The 24,993-nt window shown below is 69.2% G+C and carries 22 protein-coding genes; 12 read left to right on the forward strand and 10 right to left on the reverse strand.

Annotation, left to right across the window (positions count from 1 at the left end; genetic code table 11):
- Nucleotides 1-15: 15 nt before the first annotated feature.
- Nucleotides 16-426 (reverse strand): dihydrofolate reductase, encoded by a 411-nt coding sequence (locus H9Q09_RS03945; protein ID WP_187389962.1) that lies wholly within the window; start codon nt 424-426, stop codon nt 16-18.
- A 280-nt stretch (nt 427-706) separates the two neighbouring features.
- On the opposite strand from H9Q09_RS03945, the gene H9Q09_RS03950 reads away from it, so the two are divergent.
- The 6 genes from H9Q09_RS03950 to H9Q09_RS03975 all read left to right on the forward strand — a co-directional run bounded on the left by H9Q09_RS03950 (nt 707) and on the right by H9Q09_RS03975 (nt 7,393).
- On the forward strand, nt 707-1,195 hold the full coding sequence (locus tag H9Q09_RS03950) for a MarR family winged helix-turn-helix transcriptional regulator (protein ID WP_029702777.1): 489 nt from the start codon (nt 707-709) through the stop codon (nt 1,193-1,195).
- 94 nt (nt 1,196-1,289) lie between these two features.
- Nucleotides 1,290-2,252 carry an aldose epimerase family protein gene (locus H9Q09_RS03955; protein ID WP_187389963.1) on the forward strand — a complete coding sequence of 321 codons (963 nt, stop codon included), beginning with the start codon at nt 1,290-1,292 and terminating at the stop codon, nt 2,250-2,252.
- 178 nt (nt 2,253-2,430) lie between these two features.
- Complete coding sequence (locus tag H9Q09_RS03960; RefSeq protein WP_348646271.1) at nt 2,431-3,993, forward strand: glucan biosynthesis protein G; 1,563 nt, start codon at nt 2,431-2,433, stop codon at nt 3,991-3,993.
- Nucleotides 3,990-4,307: a hypothetical protein gene (locus H9Q09_RS03965; protein ID WP_187389965.1), complete on the forward strand. Its 318-nt coding sequence runs from the start codon at nt 3,990-3,992 to the stop codon at nt 4,305-4,307. Before H9Q09_RS03960 ends, H9Q09_RS03965 begins: the two co-directional genes overlap by 4 nt.
- A gap of 64 nt (nt 4,308-4,371) precedes the next feature.
- Nucleotides 4,372-6,165 (forward strand): glucans biosynthesis glucosyltransferase MdoH, encoded by a 1,794-nt coding sequence (gene mdoH / locus H9Q09_RS03970; protein WP_187389966.1) that lies wholly within the window; start codon nt 4,372-4,374, stop codon nt 6,163-6,165.
- Nucleotides 6,166-6,205: 40 nt separating this feature from the next.
- A complete protein-coding gene (locus H9Q09_RS03975) occupies nt 6,206-7,393 on the forward strand; it encodes an OpgC domain-containing protein (protein ID WP_246715988.1) in 1,188 nt (395 codons plus the stop codon).
- Between the two features lie 70 nt (nt 7,394-7,463).
- Here the strand turns inward: H9Q09_RS03975 and H9Q09_RS03980 are convergent, their stop codons facing one another.
- Complete coding sequence (locus H9Q09_RS03980) at nt 7,464-8,963, reverse strand: CoA-acylating methylmalonate-semialdehyde dehydrogenase (protein WP_024349431.1); 1,500 nt, start codon at nt 8,961-8,963, stop codon at nt 7,464-7,466.
- A 127-nt stretch (nt 8,964-9,090) separates the two neighbouring features.
- Between H9Q09_RS03980 and H9Q09_RS03985 the strand changes: the two genes are divergently transcribed.
- The 3 genes from H9Q09_RS03985 to H9Q09_RS03995 all read left to right on the forward strand — a co-directional run bounded on the left by H9Q09_RS03985 (nt 9,091) and on the right by H9Q09_RS03995 (nt 13,261).
- Nucleotides 9,091-9,978: a LysR family transcriptional regulator gene (locus H9Q09_RS03985; protein WP_187389968.1), complete on the forward strand. Its 888-nt coding sequence runs from the start codon at nt 9,091-9,093 to the stop codon at nt 9,976-9,978.
- Nucleotides 9,979-10,155: 177 nt separating this feature from the next.
- Nucleotides 10,156-10,569 carry a universal stress protein gene (locus H9Q09_RS03990; protein WP_187389969.1) on the forward strand — a complete coding sequence of 138 codons (414 nt, stop codon included), beginning with the start codon at nt 10,156-10,158 and terminating at the stop codon, nt 10,567-10,569.
- 265 nt (nt 10,570-10,834) lie between these two features.
- On the forward strand, nt 10,835-13,261 hold the full coding sequence (locus H9Q09_RS03995) for an EAL domain-containing protein (RefSeq protein ID WP_187389970.1): 2,427 nt from the start codon (nt 10,835-10,837) through the stop codon (nt 13,259-13,261).
- Here H9Q09_RS03995 and cobT read toward each other — a convergent pair.
- Nucleotides 13,258-14,274 carry a nicotinate-nucleotide--dimethylbenzimidazole phosphoribosyltransferase gene (gene cobT, locus H9Q09_RS04000; protein WP_187389971.1) on the reverse strand — a complete coding sequence of 339 codons (1,017 nt, stop codon included), beginning with the start codon at nt 14,272-14,274 and terminating at the stop codon, nt 13,258-13,260. The two genes, H9Q09_RS03995 and cobT, sit on opposite strands and share 4 nt — an antisense overlap.
- A 108-nt stretch (nt 14,275-14,382) precedes the next feature.
- On the opposite strand from cobT, the gene H9Q09_RS04005 reads away from it, so the two are divergent.
- Nucleotides 14,383-15,159 (forward strand): adenosylcobinamide-GDP ribazoletransferase, encoded by a 777-nt coding sequence (locus tag H9Q09_RS04005; protein WP_187389972.1) that lies wholly within the window; start codon nt 14,383-14,385, stop codon nt 15,157-15,159.
- A gap of 5 nt (nt 15,160-15,164) precedes the next feature.
- On the opposite strand, the gene cbiB is transcribed toward H9Q09_RS04005, so the two are convergent.
- From cbiB to H9Q09_RS04020, 3 genes are read right to left on the reverse strand one after another with little or no spacing between them, the layout of a single operon-like run.
- Nucleotides 15,165-16,154, reverse strand: a complete 990-nt coding sequence (gene cbiB / locus H9Q09_RS04010) for an adenosylcobinamide-phosphate synthase CbiB (RefSeq protein ID WP_187389973.1) — start codon at nt 16,152-16,154, stop codon at nt 15,165-15,167.
- On the reverse strand, nt 16,151-17,185 hold the full coding sequence (gene cobD, locus H9Q09_RS04015; RefSeq protein ID WP_187389974.1) for a threonine-phosphate decarboxylase CobD: 1,035 nt from the start codon (nt 17,183-17,185) through the stop codon (nt 16,151-16,153). Before cobD ends, cbiB begins: the two co-directional genes overlap by 4 nt.
- Nucleotides 17,185-18,480 (reverse strand): cobyrinate a,c-diamide synthase, encoded by a 1,296-nt coding sequence (locus H9Q09_RS04020; protein ID WP_187389975.1) that lies wholly within the window; start codon nt 18,478-18,480, stop codon nt 17,185-17,187. Before H9Q09_RS04020 ends, cobD begins: the two co-directional genes overlap by 1 nt.
- A 71-nt stretch (nt 18,481-18,551) precedes the next feature.
- Between H9Q09_RS04020 and H9Q09_RS04025 the strand changes: the two genes are divergently transcribed.
- Both H9Q09_RS04025 and H9Q09_RS04030 read left to right on the forward strand, forming a co-directional pair.
- The gene (locus H9Q09_RS04025) at nt 18,552-19,679 is read left to right on the forward strand and encodes a cobalt-precorrin-5B (C(1))-methyltransferase (protein ID WP_187389976.1); all 1,128 of its coding nucleotides are present in this window, start codon (nt 18,552-18,554) and stop codon (nt 19,677-19,679) included.
- Nucleotides 19,663-20,415, forward strand: a complete 753-nt coding sequence (locus H9Q09_RS04030; RefSeq protein ID WP_187389977.1) for a cobalt-precorrin-6A reductase — start codon at nt 19,663-19,665, stop codon at nt 20,413-20,415. The genes H9Q09_RS04025 and H9Q09_RS04030 overlap by 17 nt, the downstream gene beginning before the upstream one ends.
- Here H9Q09_RS04030 and cobM read toward each other — a convergent pair.
- The 4 genes from cobM to cbiE are packed head-to-tail and all read right to left on the reverse strand — an operon-like array spanning nt 20,412 to nt 24,992.
- Nucleotides 20,412-21,191 (reverse strand): precorrin-4 C(11)-methyltransferase, encoded by a 780-nt coding sequence (gene cobM / locus H9Q09_RS04035; RefSeq protein WP_024349420.1) that lies wholly within the window; start codon nt 21,189-21,191, stop codon nt 20,412-20,414. The genes H9Q09_RS04030 and cobM overlap by 4 nt on opposite strands.
- Nucleotides 21,188-23,032: a precorrin-3B C(17)-methyltransferase gene (gene cobJ / locus H9Q09_RS04040; RefSeq protein ID WP_187389978.1), complete on the reverse strand. Its 1,845-nt coding sequence runs from the start codon at nt 23,030-23,032 to the stop codon at nt 21,188-21,190. Before cobJ ends, cobM begins: the two co-directional genes overlap by 4 nt.
- A complete protein-coding gene (gene cobI, locus H9Q09_RS04045) occupies nt 23,029-23,772 on the reverse strand; it encodes a precorrin-2 C(20)-methyltransferase (RefSeq protein WP_187389979.1) in 744 nt (247 codons plus the stop codon). The genes cobJ and cobI overlap by 4 nt, the downstream gene beginning before the upstream one ends.
- Nucleotides 23,769-24,992 (reverse strand): precorrin-6y C5,15-methyltransferase (decarboxylating) subunit CbiE, encoded by a 1,224-nt coding sequence (gene cbiE / locus H9Q09_RS04050; protein WP_187389980.1) that lies wholly within the window; start codon nt 24,990-24,992, stop codon nt 23,769-23,771. The genes cobI and cbiE overlap by 4 nt, the downstream gene beginning before the upstream one ends.
- Nucleotide 24,993: the final 1 nt, after the last annotated feature.

Raw genomic sequence — 24,993 nt, forward strand, 5'->3', positions numbered from 1 at the left:
GCCGAGCCGCTCGCCTCAGCGCTGCGTCGTGCCGCCTGCCAGAAGCCAGGCCGGATCGAACCAGGTATCGGCCGCACCGTCATAGGGCAGCGTGTTGATGTCCCAGTGGCGCACATAGCGCGCATAGACGTCCCAGACCGCCGGGCCGCCGCCGATATAGACAACCCGTTCGCCGAAACTCTCGAGCACCGCCTGCGGATCGTCGGACGAGCGGATTTCCACGATGGTGCGGTCCTTGCGGGCGAAATCCGGGAAGGACGCGACGGTCTTGGGCCCGGCGATCAGCACATGACCGCGGGTGATCTCGAAAAAGCGCTCGACATCCTCGGTGTAGACGCGTTCGGGACGCCCCTCCCACGGCATGCCGCCATCGAGGCCGAGTTGTCCGCTCCGGCCGATCGCGCAGATGACCCTGACGTCGGGCATGCGTCCCGCTCCTCTTTGCCGCACGTCGACCGACGACGCGCTCCGGTTGTGGACTGATGCCCGATTCGGCGTGGCGAGACCATTGTTCACCGGGAACCGATCGCGGAATTTCTCGTTCGAGAAACACCGCGGACCCCGCGTCAGCAACGTTCGGGCCGTGCCGGCCGCCCGTCGCGCGCCACGAACTGCCAGCCTTGCGGATACTATGTATGGCTGTCTTTTTCGTGCGAAGAATATAGCAGTTTAAGGACCGGCCCTCGGCTAACGGTTAACCGGGATCATGGATACGAACACACAGACAACAGCATCGGTCCACACCGATCCTTCGACGATGATGACGCCGGTGATCGTGCCGTCGCTCCTGTCGATCGCCAAGTCCACCCGGGCCTTTCTCGCCCTGCTTCTTGCCGATATCGGACTGCACCCCGGCCAGGACCAGCTCCTCGACCGTCTCGATCCCCTTGCCCCGGTCAGCGTGTCGGCGCTGGCCGAACAGCTCTCGGTGCGGCCCTCGACGGTGTCCAAGATGCTGGACCGGCTGATCGAGAAGGGGCTGGTCGCCCGCTCGGCCAACAGTGCCGATGCGCGCCGCACGATGGTGCAGCTGACCCCGGATGGCGAGCGGGTGCAGGCGACCGTACGAAACGTCTGGCAGCGGCTCGAGATCGACCTTGCCCAGTCCCTGACGCAGGACGAGCTGCAGGTGCTGCAGAGTTCCCTGACGCGCACCGGCGATATCCTCACCCAGAAGCTGCGACGCCTGCGCTAGGCGCGCGGCTGCCACGCGGGCGCTCGATTGACGCGCGCCCCGGCACTGCCTATTCCGCGATCGCCGGCTTGCGGCAGCGGAGGGGACAATGCCGATGAGCGAGTTCGTGACGATTGCCGGCGGCGGCCTCAGTGCCGAGATCGCGACAGCCGGTGCAGCAGTCCGGGCCGTTCACCTCGACGGATTTGCCCATTCGCTGGTCGTCGGCGCCGCCGACCCCGAGCATTACACGGCCGGCAACCGCGAATATCTCGGCGCCACCATCGGCCGCTTCGCCAACCGGATCGGCGAAGGTCGCTTCACCATCGACGGTCGAGGCTCCCAGCTTGCCCGCAACGACCCGCCCAATCATCTGCATGGCGGTCCGAAGGGCTTCTCGACGCGCATCTGGACCATCGTCGAGCGCGCCCCGGACGCGCTGACCCTGAGCCTCGTGTCGGCCGATGGCGACGAGGGCTATCCCGGGACCGTCGACATCACCGCCCGCTTCGCGATCCTGCCGGACCAGACGCTGTCGGTGAGCTACGCGGCGACCAGCGATCGCCCGACCCCGGTGAACCTGACGACGCATTTCTACTTCGATCTCGACGGCAGCGACGACATTCGCGGCCACCGGCTGACCCTGGCGGCGGATCGCTATTTGCCGATCGATGCGGCGGCGCTTCCGACGGGGGCGATCGCACCGGTGGCGGGCACGGCGTTCGACTTCGGCGAGGGCCGGCTGGTGGGCGAGGCTCCCGATCCGCTCGACCACAATTTCTGCCTGGCCGATGCGCCGGCACCGGAGCCGCGTTTTGCCGCCCGGCTCGAGGGCGAGACGAGCGGCATCACGCTGACGCTCTCCACCACAGAGCCCGGCCTGCAGGTCTATGACGGCGCCAAGCTGGACGGCTCGATTATGGGCCATGGCAGGGTACCGATCGGCAGCCGCTCGGCCCTGGCGCTGGAGCCCCAGGGCTGGCCGGATTCGCCCAATCGGCCGGAGTTTCCCCAGGCGATCCTGCGGCCGGGCGAAACCTATCGCCATCACAGCCTGTACCGTTTTTCCGCCGGCTGACACACGCCCTGCCCCCGTCAGGAAGCGTTCATCATCCGGGCCTACAAGCCTGTGCGCGGCGGCTATGTAATCGCCGCAATTGTGCCTATGCTCACGCCTTCGTGTCTGTTCTCAAACTCACAAGCAGCCCGTGAATCACAAGAGTTTTGCGTCCCGCCGTACCGCGCTGAAGACAGGTGTGGCCCTCACCCTCGCAGCGCTTCTGCCCCGTCCCGGCTTTGCCCAGGAGACGGAGGCTCCCACGCCGCCGGCCCAACAGCCGGCAACCGTCGGCGCGCCCGATGCGCCGTTCACCTTCGATGAACTGGCCGCGCGCATGCAGCAGCGCGCCGGGGAATCCTACAGCGCGCCGGCCAACGACCTGCCGCAGGAAATCCTCGACCTCAATTACGACGAGCACCGGGCGATCCGCTTCCGGCCGGACCACGCCCTGTGGCGCGCCGAGCCGGTGGAGTTCCACCTGCAGGCCTTCTATCCCGGCTGGGTGTTCAAGGAGACAACCAAGGTCTTCGTCGGGCAGAACGGCGTCTACAATCGCCACGATTTCGCGCCCTCGGATTTCGAATACCGCCCGCCGCTGGATCCGTCGAAATTCCAGGACCTGCCGCTGGACGGCGTCGCCGGCTTCCGAATCCACGCGCCGATCGAACGGCCGGACTATTTCGACGAGCTGGTGACCTTCCTGGGCGCGAGCTATTTCCGCGCGCTGGGCACCGGCACCCGCTACGGGCTGTCGGCCCGCGGCCTCGCCATCAACACCGCGACCAGCGAGACCGAGGAATTCCCGCGTTTCAGCGCCTTCTACATCGACGCGCCGAAGCCGGGCGATTCACGCATCCGGCTGATGGCGGAGCTCGACAGCCCGAGCCTCACCGGCGCCTATTCCTTCCTGATCACGCCGGGCCCGCAGACCACGATCGACGTGACCACCCGGCTGTTCTTCCGTACCGACGTCAACCGCATCGGCATCGCGCCGCTGACCTCCATGTACACTTTCGGCGAGAACGACCGCTTCGGCCGCGACGACTTCCGTCCCGAGGTCCATGACAGCGACGGCCTGTGCATTCGCCGGGCCGATGGCGAGAAGCTGTGGCGGCCGCTGAAGAACCCCGAAAACCTGGCGATGTCCTATTTCCAGGAGACCAGCCCGCGCGGCTTCGGCCTCCTGCAGCGTGACCGCGACTTCTCCCATTACGAGGACATCGAGGCCCGGTACGAACTGCGGCCGTCGCTGATGATCGAGCCGCTGGGCGACTGGGGCAAGGGCACCGTCGAGCTCGTCGAGATCCCGACGGATTCGGAAGCCAACGACAACATCGTCGCCTTCTGGGTGCCCGAGGCCAAGGCCGAGGCCGGCGGCGCGATGGAGTTCAGCTACCGGATGCACTGGGGCCTCGACGTCGAGCCCGAGGACAACCAGGCCAAGGTCACCGGCACCTTCATCGGCGTCGGCGGCAACGCCGCGGATGCTGACCTTTCGACCCATCGCATCGCCATCAATTTCGAGGGCGGCAGCATTGCCAAGCTGCCCGCCGATGCCCAGATCGAGCCCCTGATCGACGTGCCGGACAACACCCGGCTGATCCATTCAGGAATCGCGCGGCTGCCCAATGGCGGCTGGCGCGTCGCCCTGGAACTCGAGAAGACCGATTCACAGCCTGCTGAACTTCGCGTGAAACTTTCGATGCTGCAGCGCATTGTCAGTGAGACGTGGCTCTATCAATGGACGAACAGGACATGACCGTTTTTGCAACGGAAGACCGCCGCTCCATGCAGGAGACCAATGCCGGCCGGCTTATCGGCCGCGCCGATCTGGACGACGATGTCGTACTGGACGCCGTCCGTACGCGCCTTGCCGCGAGCGGACGTTCCGATGACGCCGAACGCGTGCTGGCCGCCGCCATGCGGGGCGATGCGGCGTCGCTGGCCTTCGTGCGCACGGTCGCCGTGCCGCCGCCCGTGGCCCGGCTGACCATGCCGATCCAGCCGCTGACCGGCCGGCCGCTGCGCTTCCCGACGATCTCGCTCGGCCGCCTTTCCGCCGACCGCAATTGATCACCATGCCTGAACGGCCCTGTGTGATCCGGGCCGTGGCACCATCTCACCGACGGACACCGCGTTGATCACGGCTCAGCGTCTTCTCTTCGCCTTGGCCTCCGTCGTGCTGGCGGCGATCGCAGCTTCGCTGTTCTTCATCGTCGTGACGGTGAACGGGGTGACCTATCTGCACATCGTGCAGATCAGCCTGCTCGTGCTGTGCTGCCTCTGGCTCGCCTGGGGCTTCAACATGGCGCTGGCCGGCATCATGTCGTCCGGCGCGCCGCCGCGCCGCCGGGCGCTGCCCGGCCATGTCAGCCGCACCGCCATCCTCGTCCCCGTCTACAACGAGGACGCCGAAGCGGTGCTGGCGCGCGTCGGTGCCATGTATGAAGGCCTGCGCAGCATTGGCGGGCTCGACGCCTTCGACTTCTACATCCTCAGCGATTCCACCAAGGCCGAGAACGTCGCCGCCGAACGGCGCGGCGTCGATATGCTGCTCGCCGAACTCGGCGCAGCCGGCCGGCTCTACTACCGCAACCGCGAGAAGAATGTCGGCCGCAAGGCCGGCAACATCGCCGACTTCGTGACCACCAGCGGCGGTGCCTACGACTACATGCTGGTGCTCGACGCCGACAGCCTGATGCGGCCGGAGACCATGGTGGAGATGGTCGCCCGGATGGATGGCGACCCCGAACTCGGCCTGTTGCAGACCCAGCCGCTGATCATCGGCCGGCGCACCCTGTTCGGGCGTGCCTTGCAGTTTTCCGCAGCCCTGTTCTCGCCGGTCTTCTCGCGCGGAATCGCGGTGCTGCAGGGCCGCGAGGGGCCGTTCTGGGGCCACAACGCCATCCTGCGCGTGCGCGCCTTCGCGGCGTCCTGCGGCCTGCCCGACCTGCACGGCCGCCCGCCCTTCGGCGGCCATATCCTCAGCCATGATTCCGTCGAGGCGGCGCTCTTGGCGCGGGCCGGCTACAAGGTGCAGGTCGATCCGGACCTCGAAGGCTCCTACGAGGAAGCCCCGGCCAACATCATCGAATATGCCAAGCGCGACCGCCGCTGGTGCCAGGGCAATCTGCAGCACGGCAAGCTCCTCGCCGCGCCCGGGCTGAAGCTGTGGAGCCGCGTCTCGCTCGCCAGCGGGATCATGGCCTATGCCGCCTCGCCGATCTGGCTGATGTTCCTGATCGTCAGCCTGCTGGACCCGATCCTGGCGCCGGAGCCGAACTATTTCCCGGCCGATTCCCTGTTCCCGGTGTTCCCGCGCCCCGAAACCGGCAAGGCGCTGCTCCTGCTCTTCGGCATCTTCGTGCTGCTGCTTCTGCCCAAGACGCTGATCGCGGTCGGCAGCGCCTTCACCGCCCGGCGTCGGCGGTTCGGCGGGACCCTGGCAGTGCTGGCCGGCGCGACGGCGGAGCTGGTGATGACCAGCATCCTCGCCCCGGTGATGATGATGTTCCAGTCGAAGGCCGTGGCCGAGATCCTGATCGGCGCCGATGCCGGCTGGCCGTCGACCGAGCGCGCCGACGGCAGCCTGCCGCTCGACGCCGCCTTCAAGGCGAGCTGGTGGATGGTGCTGGCGGGCGGCCTCGTGCTGTTCGCCACGATCAACTACGCCCCGAACCTCGTCCTGTGGACCCTGCCGATCGCGCTGCCCCTCGTTGCGGCGCCGGTCCTGATCAGCGCCACCGGCAACCCGGCGCTGGGCGACTGGGTGCGTCGCCAGCGCCTGTTCGAGACCCCCTTCGAGTCCGATCCGGAGCCGGTGATCCGCAGCTATGCCCTCTGGCAGGAGCGGCTGGCCCGTCTTTCGGCCGGCGCCGACCTTGAGAAAGCCACAGTGTCGGTGGCACCGGTGCTGCCCGATCCCGCATGAGGCTGCCCCCGAGACGATGACCGCTGTCACCCGTACTGCCTTGAAATCACCCCGCGATTACCGGGTGGACTTCTGGCGCGGCATCGCGCTCGCGATGATCTTCGTCAACCACATCCCGGGCAATGTCTGGGAGAACTTCACCTCCCGCAATTTCGGCTTCTCCGACGCGGCCGAACTGTTCGTCTTCCTGGCGGGCTTTGCCTCGGCCTATGCCTATGCCCCGCTGTTCCTGGCGGGCGAACGGGTCGCGGCGACGCTGAAGGCGTGGCGCCGGGCGGGCGTGCTCTACCTCGTCCACATCACCCTGACGGTGGCCGCCATCGGCATCTTCTCCTGGGCGGCGCTGGCGCTCGGCTATGGCGACATGATGCGCACGATCGGGCTGCGCTCCTTCATCACCATGCCGATGGAAACGATGATCGGCGTTGCCGGCCTCGGCCACCAGCTCGGCTATGTGAACATCCTGCCGATGTATTGCGTGCTCCTGTTGATGCTGCCGCTGCATCTGGCGCTGGCGCAGATCAGCCGCGGCGCGATGCTCGCCGGCGCCGTCCTGCTGTGGGTCGTCGCCTATGTCTGGGCGATCGACGTGCCGGCCTTCCCGCTGCCGGGCGGCTGGTTCTTCAATCCGTTCTCCTGGCAGCTGATCTTCGCCGTCGGCCTTTATTGCGGCCTGAACCGCCGCGAGACGGGCGTCGCCGTGCCGTACCGGCCGTGGCTCTACGCGCTGGCGCTCGCCTATGCGCTGCTGGCCTTCCTGACCATCCGCTTCGGCCTGTGGTGGTTCTGGGGCCAGAGCCCGCTGCCGGTGCTGATCACCGGCTTCGACAAGACCTATGTCAGCCTGACCCGGCTGCTGCACGTGATGGCGATCTGCTACCTCTTCGCCAATGCCGCGGCGACCTCGCCCTTCGCCAACATCTCGCGCGACAACATCTTCACCATGTTGGGTCGCCATTCGCTGCCGGTCTTCGCGGTCGGTACCGTTCTGTCACTGTGCGGCCAGGTGCTGAAGCATGGTTCGGAACCGTCGATCTGGTTCGACACGCCGATGGTGCTGGCCGGCCTCGCGATCCTCTTCGGCCTCGCGCGTTATCTCGACTGGTGGCGCGTTGCCCAGAAGGTCACGGTCCGCAGCAGCGACGCGGCGGCCGACAGCGCGCGCGGCGCCATGGCCACGCCGGACGAGCCGCTGACGCCGATCCTGAAGACCCGCCGCCCGGTCTGACGGTCTCGTCCGGTCATGCGAAAACGGGCGCCGATGGCGCCCGTTCTGCATTCTGTCCTGTGGGTCACCCCTACCGCATGACCGGCATGGCGAACTCGGCACCGTCCTTGATCCCCGACGGCCAGCGGCTCGTGACCGTCTTGGTGCGGGTGTAGAAGCGGAAGGCGTCCGGTCCGTGCTGGTTGAGGTCGCCGAAGCCCGAGGCCTTCCAGCCGCCGAAGGTGTAGTAGGCCAGCGGCACGGGGATCGGCACGTTGACGCCGACCATGCCGATATTGATGCGGCTGGCGAAGTCGCGGGCGGCGTCGCCGTCACGGGTGTAGATCGAGACGCCATTGCCGTATTCGTGGCTCATCGGCAGGTCGATCGCTTCCTCGTAGTCCTTGGCGCGCACCACCGACAGGACCGGACCGAAGATCTCGGTCTTGTAGATGTCCATGTCCTTGGTGACGTCGTCGAACAGGCAGGCGCCGACGAAGAAGCCGTTCTCGTAGCCCTGCATCTTGAAGCCGCGGCCGTCGACGGCGAGCTTGGCGCCCTCTTCGACACCCCGGTCGATCAGACCCAGCACGCGCTGTTGCGCCTCGCGGGTGACCAGCGGTCCCATGTCGACGTCGTCGCCGGCCGTATAGGGCGCGATCTTCAGCGCCTCGACCCGCGGGATCAGCTTCTCCATCAGGCGATCGGCGGTCTCCTTGCCGACCGGGACGGCCACGGATACTGCCATGCAGCGCTCGCCGGCTGCGCCGTAGCCGGCACCGATCAGGGCGTCCGCCGCCTTGTCGATGTCGGCGTCCGGCATGATGATCATGTGGTTCTTGGCGCCGCCGAAGCACTGGACGCGCTTGCCGTTCGCGCAACCGCGCGAATAGATGTACTGGGCGATCGGCGTCGAGCCGACGAAGCCGATGGCCTGGATGTCGGGATCGTCGAGGATCGCGTCCACCGCGCCCTTGTCGCCGTTGACGACATTGAGGATGCCCTCGGGCAGGCCGGCCTCGATCATCAGCTCGGCCAGCATGATCGGCACCGACGGGTCGCGCTCGGACGGCTTCAGGATGAAGGCGTTGCCGGCGGCGATCGCCGGAGCGAACTTCCACATCGGGATCATCGCCGGGAAGTTGAACGGCGTGATGCCGGCCACGACGCCCAGCGCCTGGCGGATCGAATAAAGGTCGATGCCGGGGCCGGCGCCTTCGGAGAACTCGCCCTTCAGGAGATGCGGCGCGCCGATGCAGAACTCGGCGACCTCGAGGCCGCGCTGCACGTCGCCCTTGGCGTCGGGAATGGTCTTGCCATGCTCGCGCGACAGCACCTCGGCCAGCTTGTCCATGTCGCGGTTCAGAAGCTCGACGAACTTCATCATCACGCGGGCGCGGCGCTGCGGGTTGGTCGCCGCCCAGGCCGGCTGCGCCGCCTTGGCATTCGCGACCGCCGCGGTCAGCTCGTCGGCGCTTGCCAGCGCAACCTGGGCCTGGACCTCGCCGGTAGCCGGATTGAAGACGTCGGCCGTGCGGCCGCTCGTGCCGGCGACGCGTTTGCCGCCGATGAAATGTCCGATCTGTTCCATCCGGTTTCCTCCTGTTGCGGGTGTTGCCCTCAGTCTTCGCGCAGCCAGCGATGAAAGCCAATCCTTCGCTTTGCGCATCCGTTGTGCGTAGATTGATGTCCTTGGCAACGATTGAAGAAGATCGGACGTGAACTGGGACGATGTCAGGCTGTTTCTCGCGGTGGCACGGGCCGGCCAGATCCTGGCGGCGGCGCGGCGGCTGGAACTCAATCACGCAACCGTCGGCCGGCGGCTGACGGCGCTCGAAACGGCCCTCGGCGCCCGGCTTCTCGACCGGCGCCCGAATGGCTGCGAGCTGACGCCCACCGGCCGCGACTTCCTCGAACAGGCCGAGCGCATGGAAGCGGCCATGCTGGCGGCCCGCGCCGATATCGGCGCCACCGAACTGGCGCTCTCGGGCACGGTGCGGGTGGGAACGCCCGACGGTTTCGGCACGGCGTTCCTCGCCCCCCGCCTCTGGCGGCTGACCGAACGCCACCCCGACCTCACCGTCCAGCTCGTGCCGGTGCCGCGCGCCTTCTCGATCTCGCGCCGCGAGGCCGACATCGCGATCACCGTCGCCCGTCCCGAAGCCGGACGGCTCGTCGCCGGCAAGCTCACCGACTATGCGCTCGGCCTCTACGCCTCACGCGGCTACATCGCCGCCCATGGCGCCCCGGCCTCGCTCGCCGAGCTCGGCCGGCACCGTCTCGTCGGCGCGGTGGAGGACCTCCTCTACAGCCCGCGGCTCGCCTACCACACCGACATCGTCGCCCACTGGCCGGCGCATTACGAGGTCTCGAGCGCGATCGGCCAGACCGAGGCCGTGGCGGCCGGCGCGGGGATCGGCATCCTGCATGGCTTCATGGCCGCCGATCGCCCCCAGCTCACGCGTATCCTGCCGGAAGAGACGATCCATCGCAGCTATTGGCTGGTCTATCACGAGAGCGTCCGCGACATCCGCCGGATCGCCGCCGTCGCCGACTTCATCCGCGACTGCGTCAGCGCCGAGCGTGCGGTCTTCGCCGCCGGCTGACAGGGGCCTCTGTCGCCGCGGGTTCGACGTGAAGACCGAGGGTCTTATGTGACCTCAGACCAGCGGACGCACGTCCGGGTCATCGCGAGCATCCGGACGGACACTTGATCGCCGTCAATCCTTCGGCCGCCGCGCCATGCGCATATCGGTCGAAGCCCGAACGCGAAGGAGACCGCCATGTATGCCAGGATCATGATCCCCGTGGACCTCACCCATGCCGACAAGCTCGACAAGGCGCTGAAGACGGCCGCCGGTCTCGCCAGCCTCTACAATATCCCCGTTCACTATGTCGGCGTGACCTCCAACGCGCCGTCCGGCGTCGCCCATACGCCGGAGGAATATGCCGGCAAGCTGGAGGCCTTCGCGGCGGGCCAGGCCCGCGACCACGGCGTCGAGCAGACGTCGAAGGCCTATGTCCGCCACGATCCGAGCGTCGAGCTGGGCCGCACCCTTCTGGACGCGATCGACGAATGCGGCGCGGACCTCGTGGTCATGGCCTCGCATGTGCCGGGGCTGCCGGACCATCTCTTCACATCCCATGCGGGCCATCTGGCCACGCACACCTCCGCATCCGTCTTCGTGGTGCGCTGACCGGAGACGGCCCGCGCGCCGCATCCGCTGCAAGCCGCCGCCGCAGTTTTGTGCAGTGGCGGCGCGTCGCATCGCCGATGCCGACACGTTCAGGGAAGAGCTCCGGGCGCCGGCCGGCACGACGGCCATCGCGCCTGACCACCTGTCATTACTGTCAATTTTACATTTCCTTCACGGAAGGGAGGGCAAAGTCCGGCCGTCTTAGTTTCAGCGTCGCGATCGGTTTGCCGATCCAAACGGCCGGATATCGGCGACAGGTGTTTCCTTGGCCGCATTTGGGCAGAACTTTCTCGTCGACCATTCCCTTGGTTTCGTGGCGACGGCACTCGTCGTCTGCGCCATCATGGCCGCGATCGTCCTGACCGTTCTCGACCGCGCCAGCTCGGTCGAAGGCGGCCGGCGCTACAAATGGATGGCGGTCAGCGCCGCGGTCGCCGGCCTCGGCGTCTGGACGACCCATTTCGTGGCGATGCTCGGCTTCCGGCCCGACGTCATTCTCGGCTACGATCCCATGGTCACGATCGTGTCGGTGTTCGTCGGCATCCTGTTCGTCGGCCTGCCCCTGGCAGCAACCGTCCTGGTGCATTCCCGGGCTGCGCGGATGGCGCTCGGCGCGATCGCCGGCCTCGGGGTCGGTGCCATGCACTTCACCGGCATGAGCGCGTTGCAGGGGTGCCTCGCCGCCTACGATCCACTGGTCACGCTGATCTCGCTCTTCGCCGGCGCCGGGTTCTTCGCCGCGGCCATGTCGATGAAGCCACGTGGCAAGCAGCGCCTCGCCGTCGCCACGCTGATGGTGCTGGGTGTCTGCTTCCTGCATTTCATCGCGATTGCGGGCCTGACCCTCAGCGCCGCCCCGGCCGCCGAGGTCTGGATCGTCGAACCGGTGACCCTGTCGGCCTTCGTCGCCCTCGCCGCGCTGATGATCTTCATCACCGCCTTCATCCTGGCCGTGAACGGCGAGAAGCTGGACGCCTCGTCGCGGGCGGCGGCCGCTGACGCGGCGGAGCATCTGCGCGTCCTGTCGGCGGCGCTCCAGAACATGTCGAACGGCCTCGTCATGGTCGGGCCGGACGGGATCATCACGCTGCATAACGAGCGCGCCTACGAGCTGCTCGGCATCGGCCCGAACGAATTGCGCTCGGGGCTGGCGCTGTCGTCCTTCCTCGACAATTTCGGCCACAAGGCGGGCTGGGACGCCGCGCGGATCGACCGGGTGATCGACAATCACACCGTCTGGATGCGCCGCTCCACCATCACCCGGGTCGAACACCACCTCGCCGACGGCCGGGTCATCGGGGTGGCCTGCTGCCCGATGGCCGACGGCGGCGCGATCCTGACCTATGACGACATGACCGAGGCCCGGCAGGTTCAGGCCACGATCACGCACATGGCCTATCACGACGCGCTGACCGGACTGCCGAACCGCCGCAGCTTCCAGGACGAGCTGAAGGCGCGCTTCGATTCGGCCAAGCCGACCACCATCGTGATGATCGACCTCGATCGCTTCAAGGCGGTCAACGACACACTCGGCCATCCGGTCGGCGACGCGCTGCTCATCCAGGTCGCGGACCGGCTGCGGGCCTGCTGCGATCCGAACGATCTGATCTTCCGCCTCGGTGGCGACGAGCTGGCGATCCTGCCGGGCGACGACGAACACAGCGATACGCTGGCGCGCCGCGTGGTCGAAGGCTTCGAGCGCCCCTTCACGGCCGACAAGCACCGCATCAGCATCGGCTGCAGCGTCGGCCTCGCCACGGCCGACGACGTGGACGACCCGGACCTGGTCGTCCGTCAGGCGGACCTTGCCCTCTACAAGGCCAAGAAGAACGGCCGCAACCGCATCGAGCGCTACGAAAGCGGCATGATGGAGGATGCGGTCAAGCGCCGGGACCTGGAAATGGACATGGTCCGGGCGTTGAAGGAGGGCCAGTTCTCGCTGAATTATCAGCCGCTGTTCAACCTGCCGACGCGCGAACTCGTCGGCTTCGAAGCGCTGATCCGCTGGACCCATCCGACCCTTGGCCTGATCTCGCCCGTCGACTTCATCCCCTTGGCCGAGGAGACCGGGCTGATCACCGAGATCGGCGAATGGGTGCTGAACGAAGCCTGCCGCGAGGCCAGCAACTGGCCCGGCGAACTCTACGTGTCCGTCAACGTCTCGCCGGTCCAGCTGCACAAGACCGACATGCTGCGGCAGGTGACGAGGGCGCTGGCCGAGCATGGGCTGACAGCGCAACGCTTGGAGCTGGAGCTGACCGAAACGGCCATGGTCGACGACGGCCGCCGGATCAACGCGACCCTGACCGCCCTGCGCAGCCTTGGCGTGCGCATCGCGATGGACGATTTCGGCACTGGCTATTCGTCGCTGGCGCATCTGCGCGAATTCGATCTCGACCGGATCAAGATCGACCGCAGCTTCATCGATTCCGCGCCCGACGATGTCAGTTCGCTGGCGGTGCTGCGGGCCGTCACCATGATGGCCAAGGACCTGTCGATCGCCACCACCGGCGAAGGCGTGGAAAGCGAGGAGCAGCTGGCTCGCCTGCTCGACCTCGGCTGCGGAACGGCCCAGGGCTATCTCCTCGGCCGCCCCATGACGGCCGAGGCCGCCCGGGCTCTCATGCAAACGAGCGACGCCATGCAGCAGGCCGTCGCCGGGATCGCCCCCGGCGAGCTGGCGCGGGCCTAGACCCGGTTCGAGACCGCCGCCTGTTCGAAGGTCGCCATGCCGGAATGGCATTCGGCCGCCGCCTTGACGATGCCGGCGGCCAGCGCCGCACCGGTGCCCTCTCCGAGCCGCATGCCGAGGGCGAGCAGCGGCACCTTGTTCATCGTCTCCAGCGCCCGGATATGTCCCGGCTCGGCCGAGACATGGCCGAACAGGCAATGATCGAGGGCCTGCGGGTCCATGGCGTGGAGCACCGCCGCCGCCGCGGTCGAGACGAACCCGTCGACGATCACCGGCACCTTCTGCATGCGCGCGGCGAGGATCGCACCGGCCATCGCAGCGATCTCGCGTCCGCCGAGGCGCCGCAGCACCTCCAGCGGATCCGACAGATGCCCCGCGTGGCATGCCAGGGCCCGGGCCACGACCTCGGCCTTCTTTTCCACCCCGGCGGAATCCTGTCCCGCGCCGGGGCCCACCCAGTCGCCCGGTTCGCCGCCGAACAGCGCCGTGAAGATCGCCGCCGCGACGGTGGTGTTGCCAATCCCCATCTCACCGATGCACAAGAGGTCGGGCTCGCCGGCCAGCACCTCCATGCCGAAGGCCATGGTGGCCGCGCAGGTGCGCTCGTCCATCGCCGCTTCTTCGGTGATGTCCTTCGTCGGCACTTCCAGCGCCAGGTCGAACACCTTCAGGCCGAGATCGTAGGCCGCGCAGATCTGGTTGATCGCCGCGCCGCCGGCCGCGAAGTTCGACACCATCTGTGCCGTCACCTCGGGCGGAAAGGGTGAGACTCCCTGCCGGGTGACGCCGTGATTTCCGGCAAAGACCGCGACCAGCGGGCGCCGCACGGCCGGCTGGCGCCCCTGCCAGGCGGCCAGCCACTCCGACAGTTCCTCCATGCGGCCGAGGGCGCCGGCCGGCTTGGTCAATTGCGCCTCGCGCTCGCGCTTGGCGTTCACCGCGGCCACGTCGGGGCCGGGCATGCGGCGCACCAGATCGCGAATGTCGTCGAAGGGCAGTCCGGTGGTGGACATGGAGCGAATCCTCTAGGTTCCGGAACGTTGACGGCGCGCGGCGCCGCTCGGGAATGGAAAGCGTTGCGGCCGCAATGGCGCAGCCGCGCGCGGGGAGCAAGGGCCGCCATGGAACGATATGTCGCCGCGACGCTGCGCAGCCTCGCTTTCCTCACCCGGATGCCGCCGGTCCCGTGGGCCTTCACCGGCCATCACCCCCTCGGTGACGATACCCACGCCTTTCCGGTGGCGGGCGTCATCGCCGCGCTGCCGGCGGCGCTGGTTTTGCTGATGGCCGCCGCGCTCGGCCTGTCGCCGCTGGTCGCCGCAACGCTTGCCGTCGCCGCGCTGGTGTTCACCACCGGTGCCCTGCACGAGGACGGGCTGGGCGACGTCGCCGACGGCCTCGGCGGCCATCACGAGCGCGAACGCGCGCTGGCGATCATGAAGGACAGCCGGGTCGGCAGCTATGGCGCGCTGGCGCTCGTCCTGTCGGTTGTCCTGCGCATCGCCCTCGTCGCCGAACTCGCGGGCAGCCATGGAGCCCCCAGCGCCGCGCTTGCGCTGGTTGCCGTCGCGGCGGCCAGTCGCGGCGCCATGGCCTGGCTGTGGTCGTCGCTCGTCTCGGCCGATCCCGGCGGCCTCGCCGACCGCGTCGGCCGGCCCGACACCCGCACCGGTCGGCTTTCGCTCACGATCGGCACGATCCTCTATCTCGCCGGCGGTCTCTTTGCCTGCGGCATCGGGACGACACTGGCCGGCTACGCCTTCGGGGCGCTGACCCTTTTCGGCTTCCGTCGCTTCATCATGCGCCGGCTCGGCGGCCAGACCGGCGATTGCCTCGGTGCCGCGCAGCAGCTCGTCGAGCTGGCGGCTCTCACCGGCCTTGCCATCTCCATCGGCTGAGACGTTCACAGGCCGAGGGTCCAGGCTGAGAGCGCGAGGAGCGCCGCGATCGACAGGAGAAGATTGGCCATCCCGCCGAACAGGCCGATCGCCGCCGCGATGTCCGCAACATTCGCGCCGCGCCGTCCCGCCGGATTGAGCATCGGCGCATCGACCACAAGCTCGCCGTAGCGCCGCGGGCCGCCCAGCGACAGATCGAGGGCGGCAGCGACCGCCGCCTCGGGCCAGCCGGCATTGGGCGAGCGGTGCCGCGGCGCATCGCGCCGGGCAATCGCCATGATTGATCCGATGAGAGACAGGCGGCGGGCGCGAAACGCGGCGGCGAGGGCGAAGAGCAGTGCGGTGAGCCGCGCCGCCGGCCAGTTCATGACGTCGTCGAGCTTGGCCGAGGCAAAGCCGAAGGCGCGGTAGCGGGCATTCATGTGGCCGATCATCGAATCGGCGGTGTTGACCGCCTTGTAGGCCAGCAGCCCCGGCAGGCCGAAGACCAGATACCAGAGGAACGGTGCCACCACCCCGTCCGAAGCGTTCTCGGCCAGACTCTCGATGGCCGCCCGGCAGACGCCGGCCTCGTCCAGCGCATCTGGATCGCGGCCGACGATCATCGCCACTGCCCGCCGTCCCCCGGCCAGCCCCTCGCCCTCCAGCGCGTCGGCGACGGCGCGCACATGGTCGACGAGGCTCTTCTGGGCGAGGAAAACCGCCAGAACGAGGATCTCCAGCACCCAGCCGAGCGGTCCCGCCATGGCGAAGACGCGCGACAGGACAAGGCCGATCGCGGCCGCTCCGCCGACGAGGATCGCGGCGGCGAAAAAGCCGTTCCGTCGCCGGCGGGCCTGGGAATAGCCCTCGCGGTTGAGCCTCGCATCCAGCGCATCGACGGCCTTGCCGAACAGGACCACCGGATGCGGCAGGCGGCGCCAGAGCCAATCCGGGTCGCCCACCAGCCGGTCCAGCCCCGTCCCGGCAAGAAGCAGGGCGAAATGCAGGCTCATCGCGCGCCGTCGACTTCGGCGAGCGCCGCGCGCAATGCCGTTTCGAGACGCGCGGCCTCTGCCCCATCCGCCGGGTTGCCGAAGCGCAGCCAGTCGCCGGGCGTCCGGAACGGACGGGTGAGGATGCGGCGCCGACAGAGTGCAGCAAAGAGATCGTGGGCGCCCGGGTGCGCGACGGTGGCGAACAGGCCGGTGCCGCCCACCAGCGGCAGGCCGACGGCGCCGAGCGTGGCCCTCAGACGCCTTTGCTGCCGCAGGATGCCGGCCCGCGTTTTTGCCACGAGAGCCTTATCGCCCAGCAGCGCCGCGCCGATAGCAAGCGCCGGTCCGGAGACCGCCCAGGTGCCGAGCCTCTCCCCGAGCTGCTCGGCGAGGGCCGGCGTCGTCAGTGCGAAACCGAGGCGCAGCCCCGCCAGACCGAAGAACTTGCCGAAGGAGCGATAGACCAGCAGCCCGTCGCGCCCCGTGCAGGGCGCGAGCGAGCAGGACCCATCGACATCGGCAAAGGCTTCGTCGACGACCAGCAGGCCATCCCGCGCGGCCAGCCGATCGGCGAGGGCAAGCAGTTCCGCTGGCTCGAAGACGCGGCCATCGGGATTGTTCGGGTTCACGACCACCACGATCCGCGCCGTGCCAGCTACCTCTTCCAGCCGCGCGAAGCGGGTGACCAGGTGGCCAGCGACGGCGAAGGTCAGGGCGTGCTCGGAATAGGTCGGCGCGAGGATCGCGACATCTGTCGGTGCGAAGAGATGCGGAAGCGCCGCAATCAGCGCCTGCGTTCCGGGCGCGGCGACGATGCCGGCCATGTCGGGCGCGCCGTAGCAGCGTCGTGCCGCCGCCAGCGCCTCGCGCTCCAGCCCGGCCTCGGGGAGCCGCTGCCAGAGCGTCCGATCGAGTTCCGGCAGAGGGGGCGGCGACGGATTGATGCCGGTCGACAGGTCGAGCCAGTCGGCCCGCGCCCCGCCATGGCGGGCGATCGCCGCATCCAGTGCCCCGCCATGCTGGAGCGCTTTGGGATCGGGCGACGCCATCACGCCTCCGCGTCGATGAGATGAAGGAAGGAGCCGAAGACGCTTCCCCGTCGCTGGCCGTAATCGCCCAGTGCCGCGCCGCGTGCATCCTCGGCGGTGAACAGCGGCGCGCCCGGCCCTTCCGAGACGATGGCCGTGTAGTGAAACTCATGCGCCCGCAGCGAACCGGCCCAGGGGCCGGGGCCGCAGGGCGTCAGGCGACGATAGCCGAGATGCAGCCGGCGCTCGCGAAAGCTCGTGCGCAGCGGCAAGAGGCCGAGCATCGGATGGGTGTCGCCCTCCGCATCGGTCAGCGCCTCGCCCAGCACCATGTAGCCGCCGCACTCGCCGTAGATCGCAACGCCCCTCGCCGCCGCGGCCAGCATGGCTGCCTTGAAGCGGCCGGCCCCGGCGATCCGCCCCGCATGGAGCTCCGGATAGCCGCCCGGCAGATAGATCGCGTCGGCGCGGCCGTCGGGCGCCTCGTCGGCCAGCGGCGAGAAGAAGGACAGTTCGGCCCCGGCCCGGCGCCAGCCATCCATGAGATGCGGATAGGCAAAGGCGAAGGCCGCGTCGCGGGCGAGCGCGATGTGGCGGCCGAGCGGGGCGAGCGGTGTTGCCGCAACAAGGCTGCGCTCCGAATCCTCGCCGCTGGCCAGAGCGGCAAGGGCCGGCACGTCGCAGCCGGCGTCAATCCAGTCGGCGGCCCGGTCGAGGAAGGCGTCGAGATCGGCGTGCTCGCCGGCCTGCACCAGCCCCAGATGGCGCTCGGGCAGGGCGAGATCACCCTGTCTCGGCAGCACGCCCAGAACCGGAATGCCAAGCGGTGCCAGCGCCTCGGTGAGCAGCGCGGTATGGCGCGGCGAGCCGACACGGTTGAGGATCAGGCCCGCGATCCGGATATCCCCGCGATGGCTGGCGAAGCCCCGCACCAGCGCCGCCACCGAATGGGACTGGCGGGCGCAGTCGACGACCAGCACGATCTTCAGGCCGAGCTCGGCCGCGAGATCGGCGGCCGAACCGCTGCCATCGGCCGCGCCGTCGAACAGGCCCATCATCGCCTCGACGACAAGGCCATCCCTCTGGCGGGCTTCTGCCGCCAGCCCATCAAGCAGCGCCGGCCGCATCGCCCAGGGATCGAGATTGACGCAGGGCGCGCCGCTGGCGGCGGCATGGAAGGCGGGGTCGATATAGTCCGGCCCGGCCTTGGCCGATCCGACCGCGATGGCGCGGCGACGCAGGGCCCGCAGGAGCCCGAGGGTCACGCTGGTCTTGCCGGCGCTCGAATGGGGCGCAGCGATCATCAGTCCGCTCATCGTCCGGCCTCCGGCCCCGCATCGGCAACCGGACGCTTTCCGCCGGCCACCGCCCCGCCTATAAGGCGCCGATGGGCTTCAATCTCGGCGACGACAGGACGGACGGGTCCCGCGACAAGGGCGAAAGCCTGCGCCGCGGCTGGACCACGGGCGCCTGCGCCACCGCAGCCACCAAGGCGGCCCTCACCGCGCTTGTGACCGGCGATTTTCCCGATCCGGTGACGATCACCCTGCCCAAGGGCGAGACGCCGGCCTTCGCGCTGAACCGAACCGAACTGGCCGGCAACGGCGCCATGGCGGCGATCATCAAGGATGCCGGCGACGATCCCGACGTCACCCATCTCGCCGAGATCGTCGCGACGATCCGTTTTGGCGCGCACGGCTCCGGCGTGGTCTTTCGCGCCGGGTCCGGCGTAGGCACGGTGACCCGCGAGGGCCTGCCCATCGCGGTCGGCGAACCGGCGATCAATCCGGTGCCGCGTCAGATGATGCGCGACGTCGTCGCGGCACTCTGCGGCGAACATGGACGCTCGGCGGATGTCGAGATCAGCCTGTCGGTCACCGATGGCGAGGCGCTGGCGGCGAAAACCTGGAACCCGCGCCTCGGTATTCTCGGCGGCCTGTCGATCCTCGGCACGACCGGGATCGTCCACCCCTTCTCCTGCTCGGCCTGGATCCACTCCATCCACCGCGGCATCGACGTGGCGCGGGCGGCCGGGCTTGACCATGTGGTCGGCGCCACCGGCTCGGCCAGCGAGGACGCCGCGCGGGCGTTGCATCCGGAGCTGCCGGAGATTGCCTATCTCGACATGGGCGACTTTGCCGGCGGGCTGCTCAAATATCTGCGCGCCCATCCGGTGCCCCGCGTCACCATCGCCGGCGGCTTCGCCAAGCTGACCAAGCTGGCCCAGGGCGCGATGGATTTGCATTCGGGTCGCAGCCAGGTGGACTTCGCCTTCCTCGCCAGCTTGGCCGAGACGATCGCGCCCGAACGCGGCGCCGCGCTGCGAGAGACGATCCTCGGCGCCAACACGGCCAAGGCCGTGCTCGATCTGTGCGCAGCCGAGAACATCGATCTGGCGGCCGCGATCGCGGTGCGGGCGCAGGGCAGCGCCGCTGCCATCCTGCGCGGTGCCCCCGTCACGCCCCACATCATCGTCGTCGACCGGGCCGGAGGCGTGGTTGCCCGCACCGGCTGAGACGATCCTGATCCTCGGCGGCACCGCAGAGGCGAACGCGCTGGTAAGCCGGCTCTGCGCGAGCGAGCCCGCGCTGCGGATCCTGCTGTCGCTCGCCGGCTGCACGGCCCGGCCGATCCTTCCTGCGGGCTGCGAGATCCGCATCGGCGGCTTCGGCGGCGCCGAGGGGCTGGCGGCCTTCCTGCGGGAGGCGGGCGCAAGCTGGCTGGTGGATGCCACCCACCCCTTCGCCGCCGGCATCTCGCGCAACGCCGCCAGGGCCGCGACGCTTGCCGGCGTCCGACGGATCGCGTTCGTCCGCCCGGCCTGGGACACGCGCCCCGGCGACAACTGGATCGACGTCGATTGCCTTGGCTCTGCGCGGGACGCCCTGCCCATGGGCGCAAGGCCGTTCCTCGCGCTCGGTCGGCAGCATCTCGCGCCCTTCGCCCATCGCCCGGACCTGACGCCCGTCGTGCGGATGATCGATCCACCGGAGCCGCCCTTGGCGTTTGCCGCCGAGATCGTCCTCGGCCGGCCATCCTCAGACGCTGAGACCGAAGCCGCGCTGCTGCGCCGGCTCGGCGTCACGCATCTCGTCTGCCGCAATTCCGGTGGCGCGAGGTCATACGCCAAGGTCGCCGCGGCGCGCCGGCTGGGCCTGCCGGTGGTGATGATCGCGCGGCCCCCGGCCCCGTCGCCGCCGCTGGCCGGCTCGCTCGACGCGGTTCTCGCGCTCCTCGACATCGCCGCCTAGACCGCGGCCTGCTTGCGCCTCGGCCGCAGCACATGGACGTGGCCCGCGTCGTAGAGCTTGGAATCGATGAAGTCCTCGGCGCCCAGCGCCCGGCCGACGAAGATCAGTGCGGTGCGGGTCAACTTGGCCTCGCGCGCCTTGCGGTGAATGTCGCCCAGCGTGCCGTGGATGAACGCCTCGTCGGGCCAGCCGACGCGATAGGCGATCACCGCCGGGCAATCCTCGCCATAGGCCGGCAGCGGCAGGAGCTCGCGCTGGATATGGGGGATATTGCGCACCGACAGGTGGATCGCCAGCGTCGCGCCGCTCTGGCCCAGCGTCGACAGTTCCTCGCCCTCCGGCATCTTCGACGATTTCATCGCCGTGCGCGTCAGGATCACCGTCTGGCAGATTTCCGGAACCGTGAGCTCCGTCTGCAGCGCTGCCGCGGCGGCGGCGAAGGCCGGCACGCCGGGGGTGATGTCGAAGGGGATGTCGAGCGCCTTCAGGCGACGGATCTGCTCGGCGATGGCGCCGTAGAGCGAGGGATCGCCGGAATGCACCCGCGCCACGTCCTCGCCGCGTTCATGCGCCGCCGCCATCTCGTCGACGATCTCGTCCAGCGTCATCGGCGCGGTGTCGAGCACCTTCGCCCCCTCGGGCGCTGCCTTCACCACCGCCTCGGGCACCAGCGAGCCGGCATAGAGGCAGACCGGGCAGGATTCGATCAGGCGCAGGCCGCGCACGGTGATCAGGTCGGGCGCGCCGGGTCCGGCGCCGATGAAATGGACGGTCATGCCGCGTTGTCCTTTCGAGGGCTCTCCGCCATGCCGGTGCCGGCCTTCCCGGCATAGCCGCGGGGCGTATAGACCCATTCCCGCCCGTCGCCGGTGGTGACGGTGCGCGTGTCGGACGAGCCGACGATCACCACGGTCAGCATGTCGACATCATCGACGTCGAGGGCGTTCAGCGGCACGACACGCAGGCGTTCGCCGGTGCGGCCGAGATTGGTGGCGAGGATCACGGGGGTGTCGGCCGGCCGATGCTTGAGCAGTTCGTCGCGGGCGAAGGCGAGCTGGGTGCGGCGCTTGCGCGAGACGGGATTGTAGAAGGCGATGACGAAATCGCCCTCGCCCGCCGCGCGCACCCGTCGCTGGATGTCGTCCCAGGGCGTCAGCAGATCGGAGAGGGAGATGGTGCAGAAATCGTGGCCGAGCGGCGCCCCGGCGCGGGCAGCGGCGCCCTGCAACGCCGAGATGCCCGGCGAGCATTCGATGGCGATGCGCCTGGCATCGGCGGACACGCCGTCCTTGTCGAGGAGCTCGAAGACCAATGTCGCCATGGCGTAGATGCCGGCATCGCCCGAGCAGACCAGCGCCACGTCGCGGCCCTTGCCGGCCAGCTCCATGGCGTGGCGCACCCGCGCCTCCTCCTCGCCGAGGTCGAAATCGTGACGCGTCTTGCCGTCGGCCAGCGGACCGAGCAGGTCAAGATAGAGCGAATAGCCGACGAGATCGCTGGCGGCGGCGACCATGTCGCTGACCTCCGGCGAGCGCCATTCGGCGCCGCCCGGGCCGATGCCGACCACCGAGAGCCTGCCCCGTGCCCGGCCGATGCGGCCTGCGTCCAGCGGCCGAGGCGCCTCGGCGAGCGCAGCGGTGACGCGGCGGCTCTTGCGCTTGGCGAGGCGCAGGCGGCCATCCGCCCCGACGGATGCCAGCGCCGCACCCTCGGCAACGCCGTGGCAGCCGGTCTCGGCAAAGACAATCTCCGAGGGCGTGGCGAGGCGAGGCGCCTCGGCCTCCAGCTCGGCGGCGGCAAAGAACAGCGCCGGCACGCCGAAATGCGCGGCCACCGCATGAACCGCCGGTTCGTCCGCCTTCAGGTCGATGGAGGCAATGGCCGCCAGCGCCAGCGGGCTGACGCCGGCTTCGGCAAGCGTCGCCTCGGCCAGTGCGATGGCCTCCTCGGCCGGCGCATGGCGCTCGCTGCCGATGCCGAGAACGAGGCTCTGCGGCCGGTAGAGCAATTCGCCGGCGTTCGGTCCCCCTGCTTCCATGCTGGCGCGCAGGCGTACCGCGCCATCCGCGGCAAAGGGAATCCGCGAGGCGGTCAGCCAGTCGGCGGCAGGCGCGGCTTCGCCGTCCAGCTTGGCATGGGCACCGGCGACGAGCGCCGCCATGGCGGGCTTGGCATCCTGCGGGTTGTTCAGACGCCAGCCGGCCGGCGGCGCATCGAGCGCAACGCCGAAGCGCAGGTCGCCGGCGGTGGTGACGGCGGCGACGCCGCCGAGTTCGTCCGCGATGGTCCGGGCGAGATCATTGGCGCCGTGATGGCCGCCGAGCAGCGGCACGGCGGCGGAGCCGTCCTCGGCGACGGCGACGACGGGCGGCTCGGCGGATTTGTCCGACAGCAGCGGCGCGAGGATGCGGATCAGCGCCCCCGCCGCCATCAGCGCGACGATCGGCCGGCCCTCCCGGAACAGCGCCTGCAGATGCGGACCGGCGGCCTCGAAGCGAACCGGCGCGTCAAGGCAGCGACCGGCAGCGCCGTGGATCTCGCCGGCAAGACATGCCGCAAGACGATCCGCGAGCGGCCGCGCGGCGTCGGACAGGATTATGATGGCCGGGCTCGTCATTGCGCGGTCTCCCGACGCTGGATGACCGCGTCCCGAATGCCGGGCTCGGCACCGCGATAGCCGAGGATCATCGAGAAATAGGGGGCGTCGCCCGTCACGTCGGCCAGCGGCATGATGCGCTCCTCGGGCAGGGTCACGCGCTCGCAATAGGCGCAGGCGTCGGTCAGCTTCATCGCGCCGAGCAGCGCCTTCACGCGGCCGAAATGCCGCCCGAGCTTCATGATCGCGAAGGCCTCGGACGCTTCGATCCGTTGGCGCAGGACGTCGTCGTCGAGGGGCCCGGGGATCACCGTCAGGATGTCGTTGCGGGCGGCCAGCGGGCGGCGCGACGCGGCTGTGGCGGCCATCACCGAGGAGACGCCGGGCACGATCTCGACCGGAAAGCGGCCCGACAGGCGCTCGAACAGATACATGAAGGAGCCGTAGAAGAACGGATCGCCCTCGCAGAACACCGCGACATCCTGGCCGGCGGCCAGCCGGTCGCCGATCCGTGCCGCGGCCTCGTCGTAGATGGCGGCGGCGGGAAAGCGCTCGGTGCGCATCGGCACCACGATGGCGATCTCCTCTTGCGCGCCGGTCAGATAGCCTTCGACGATGGCGCGGGCAAAGCTCGTGCCGTGGTCCGGCGCGGGATAGGCGATCACCGGCGCGGCCTTTAGGATGCGCAGCGCCTTCAGCGTCAGGAGTTCCGGATCGCCCGGCCCGACGCCCAGCCCGTAGAGGGTACCGGGCGCGCTCACGGGCGGTCGCTCTTGGTCACATGCCAGTGGATGACCGGCATGGCCGGCCGGAAGCCGCGATAGGGCCCGACCTTTTCGGCCCGGTCGACCTGGATGCGCATCAGCTCGCCGCCGAGCCGCGCATGGAGGTCGAGCAGGATCGCTTCGGATTCCAGCGTGACCGCGTGGGCGACCATCCGCCCGCCCGGTTTCAGCGCTTCCCAGGCGGCGTCGAACACGCCGTCGGTCAGGCCGCCGCCGATGAAGATTGCGTCCGGGGCCGGCAGATCAGCGTAGGCGTCCGGGGCGGTCCCCTCGACGATGTGAAGTTCCGGCACGCCCAGCGCCTCCGCATTCTCGCGGACCATGGCCAGACGCTCCGCGACCGGCTCGATGGCGATTGCCGCCATGCCCGGCGCCGTGCGCAGCCATTCCACCGAAATCGAGCCCGAGCCCGCACCGACATCCCACAGGAGATGGCCCGGCAGCGGCTGCAATGCCGAGATGGCGAGGCCGCGCAGGACCCGCTTGGTCATCTTGCCGTCATTGACGAAGGCGTCGTCGGCAAGCCCCGGCACCAGCGGCCGCGGTTCGGCGGCCCGGCCGGCGACGCATTCCACCGCCACGGTGTTGAGGTCGGCGATGCCCGTCAGGTCGAAATCGGCCGCGACCGTCGCGCGAATGCGCTCGCGGGTGCCGCCCAGATGCTCGCAGACGACGATCCGGCTGGGTCCGTAGCCGCGCCCGGTGAGGAGCCGCGCGAGAGCCTGCGGCGAGCTCCCGTCCGCCGAATAGATCAGCAGCCGGGCGCCCGGCGTCAGATGCCGCGATACCGTCTCGAGCGGGCGTCCGTGCACGGTCAGGCACTGGCAGTCGGCCAGCGGCCAGCAGAGGGCGGCGGCGGTCAGCTGGAAGGCCGAGGGCGACGGCAGCACCCGCATTTCGGCCGGGTCGACATGGCGCGTCAGCGTCGCGCCGACGCCGAACCACATCGGATCACCGGTCGCCAGCACCACGGTCGGCGAGCCGGCACAGGCCTGCAGCGCGATCATGGAATCGCCGAAGGGCTTTTCCCAGGTGATCTGCTGGGCGCTGAAATCGTCGAGCATCGCCAGATGGCGTTCGCCGCCGAAGATCGTCCGGGCGGCACGCAGCGCGTCCAGCGCTTCCGACGACAGCGAGTCGAGCCCGCCATCGCCGATCCCCACCACCGTCAGCCAGGGCTGGGCCGCGTCGGTCATG

Origin of the sequence: Aurantimonas sp. DM33-3, from assembly GCF_014334315.1 — a bacterium.
In the GTDB taxonomy this organism is placed as follows: Bacteria; Pseudomonadota; Alphaproteobacteria; order Rhizobiales; family Rhizobiaceae; genus Aurantimonas; species Aurantimonas coralicida.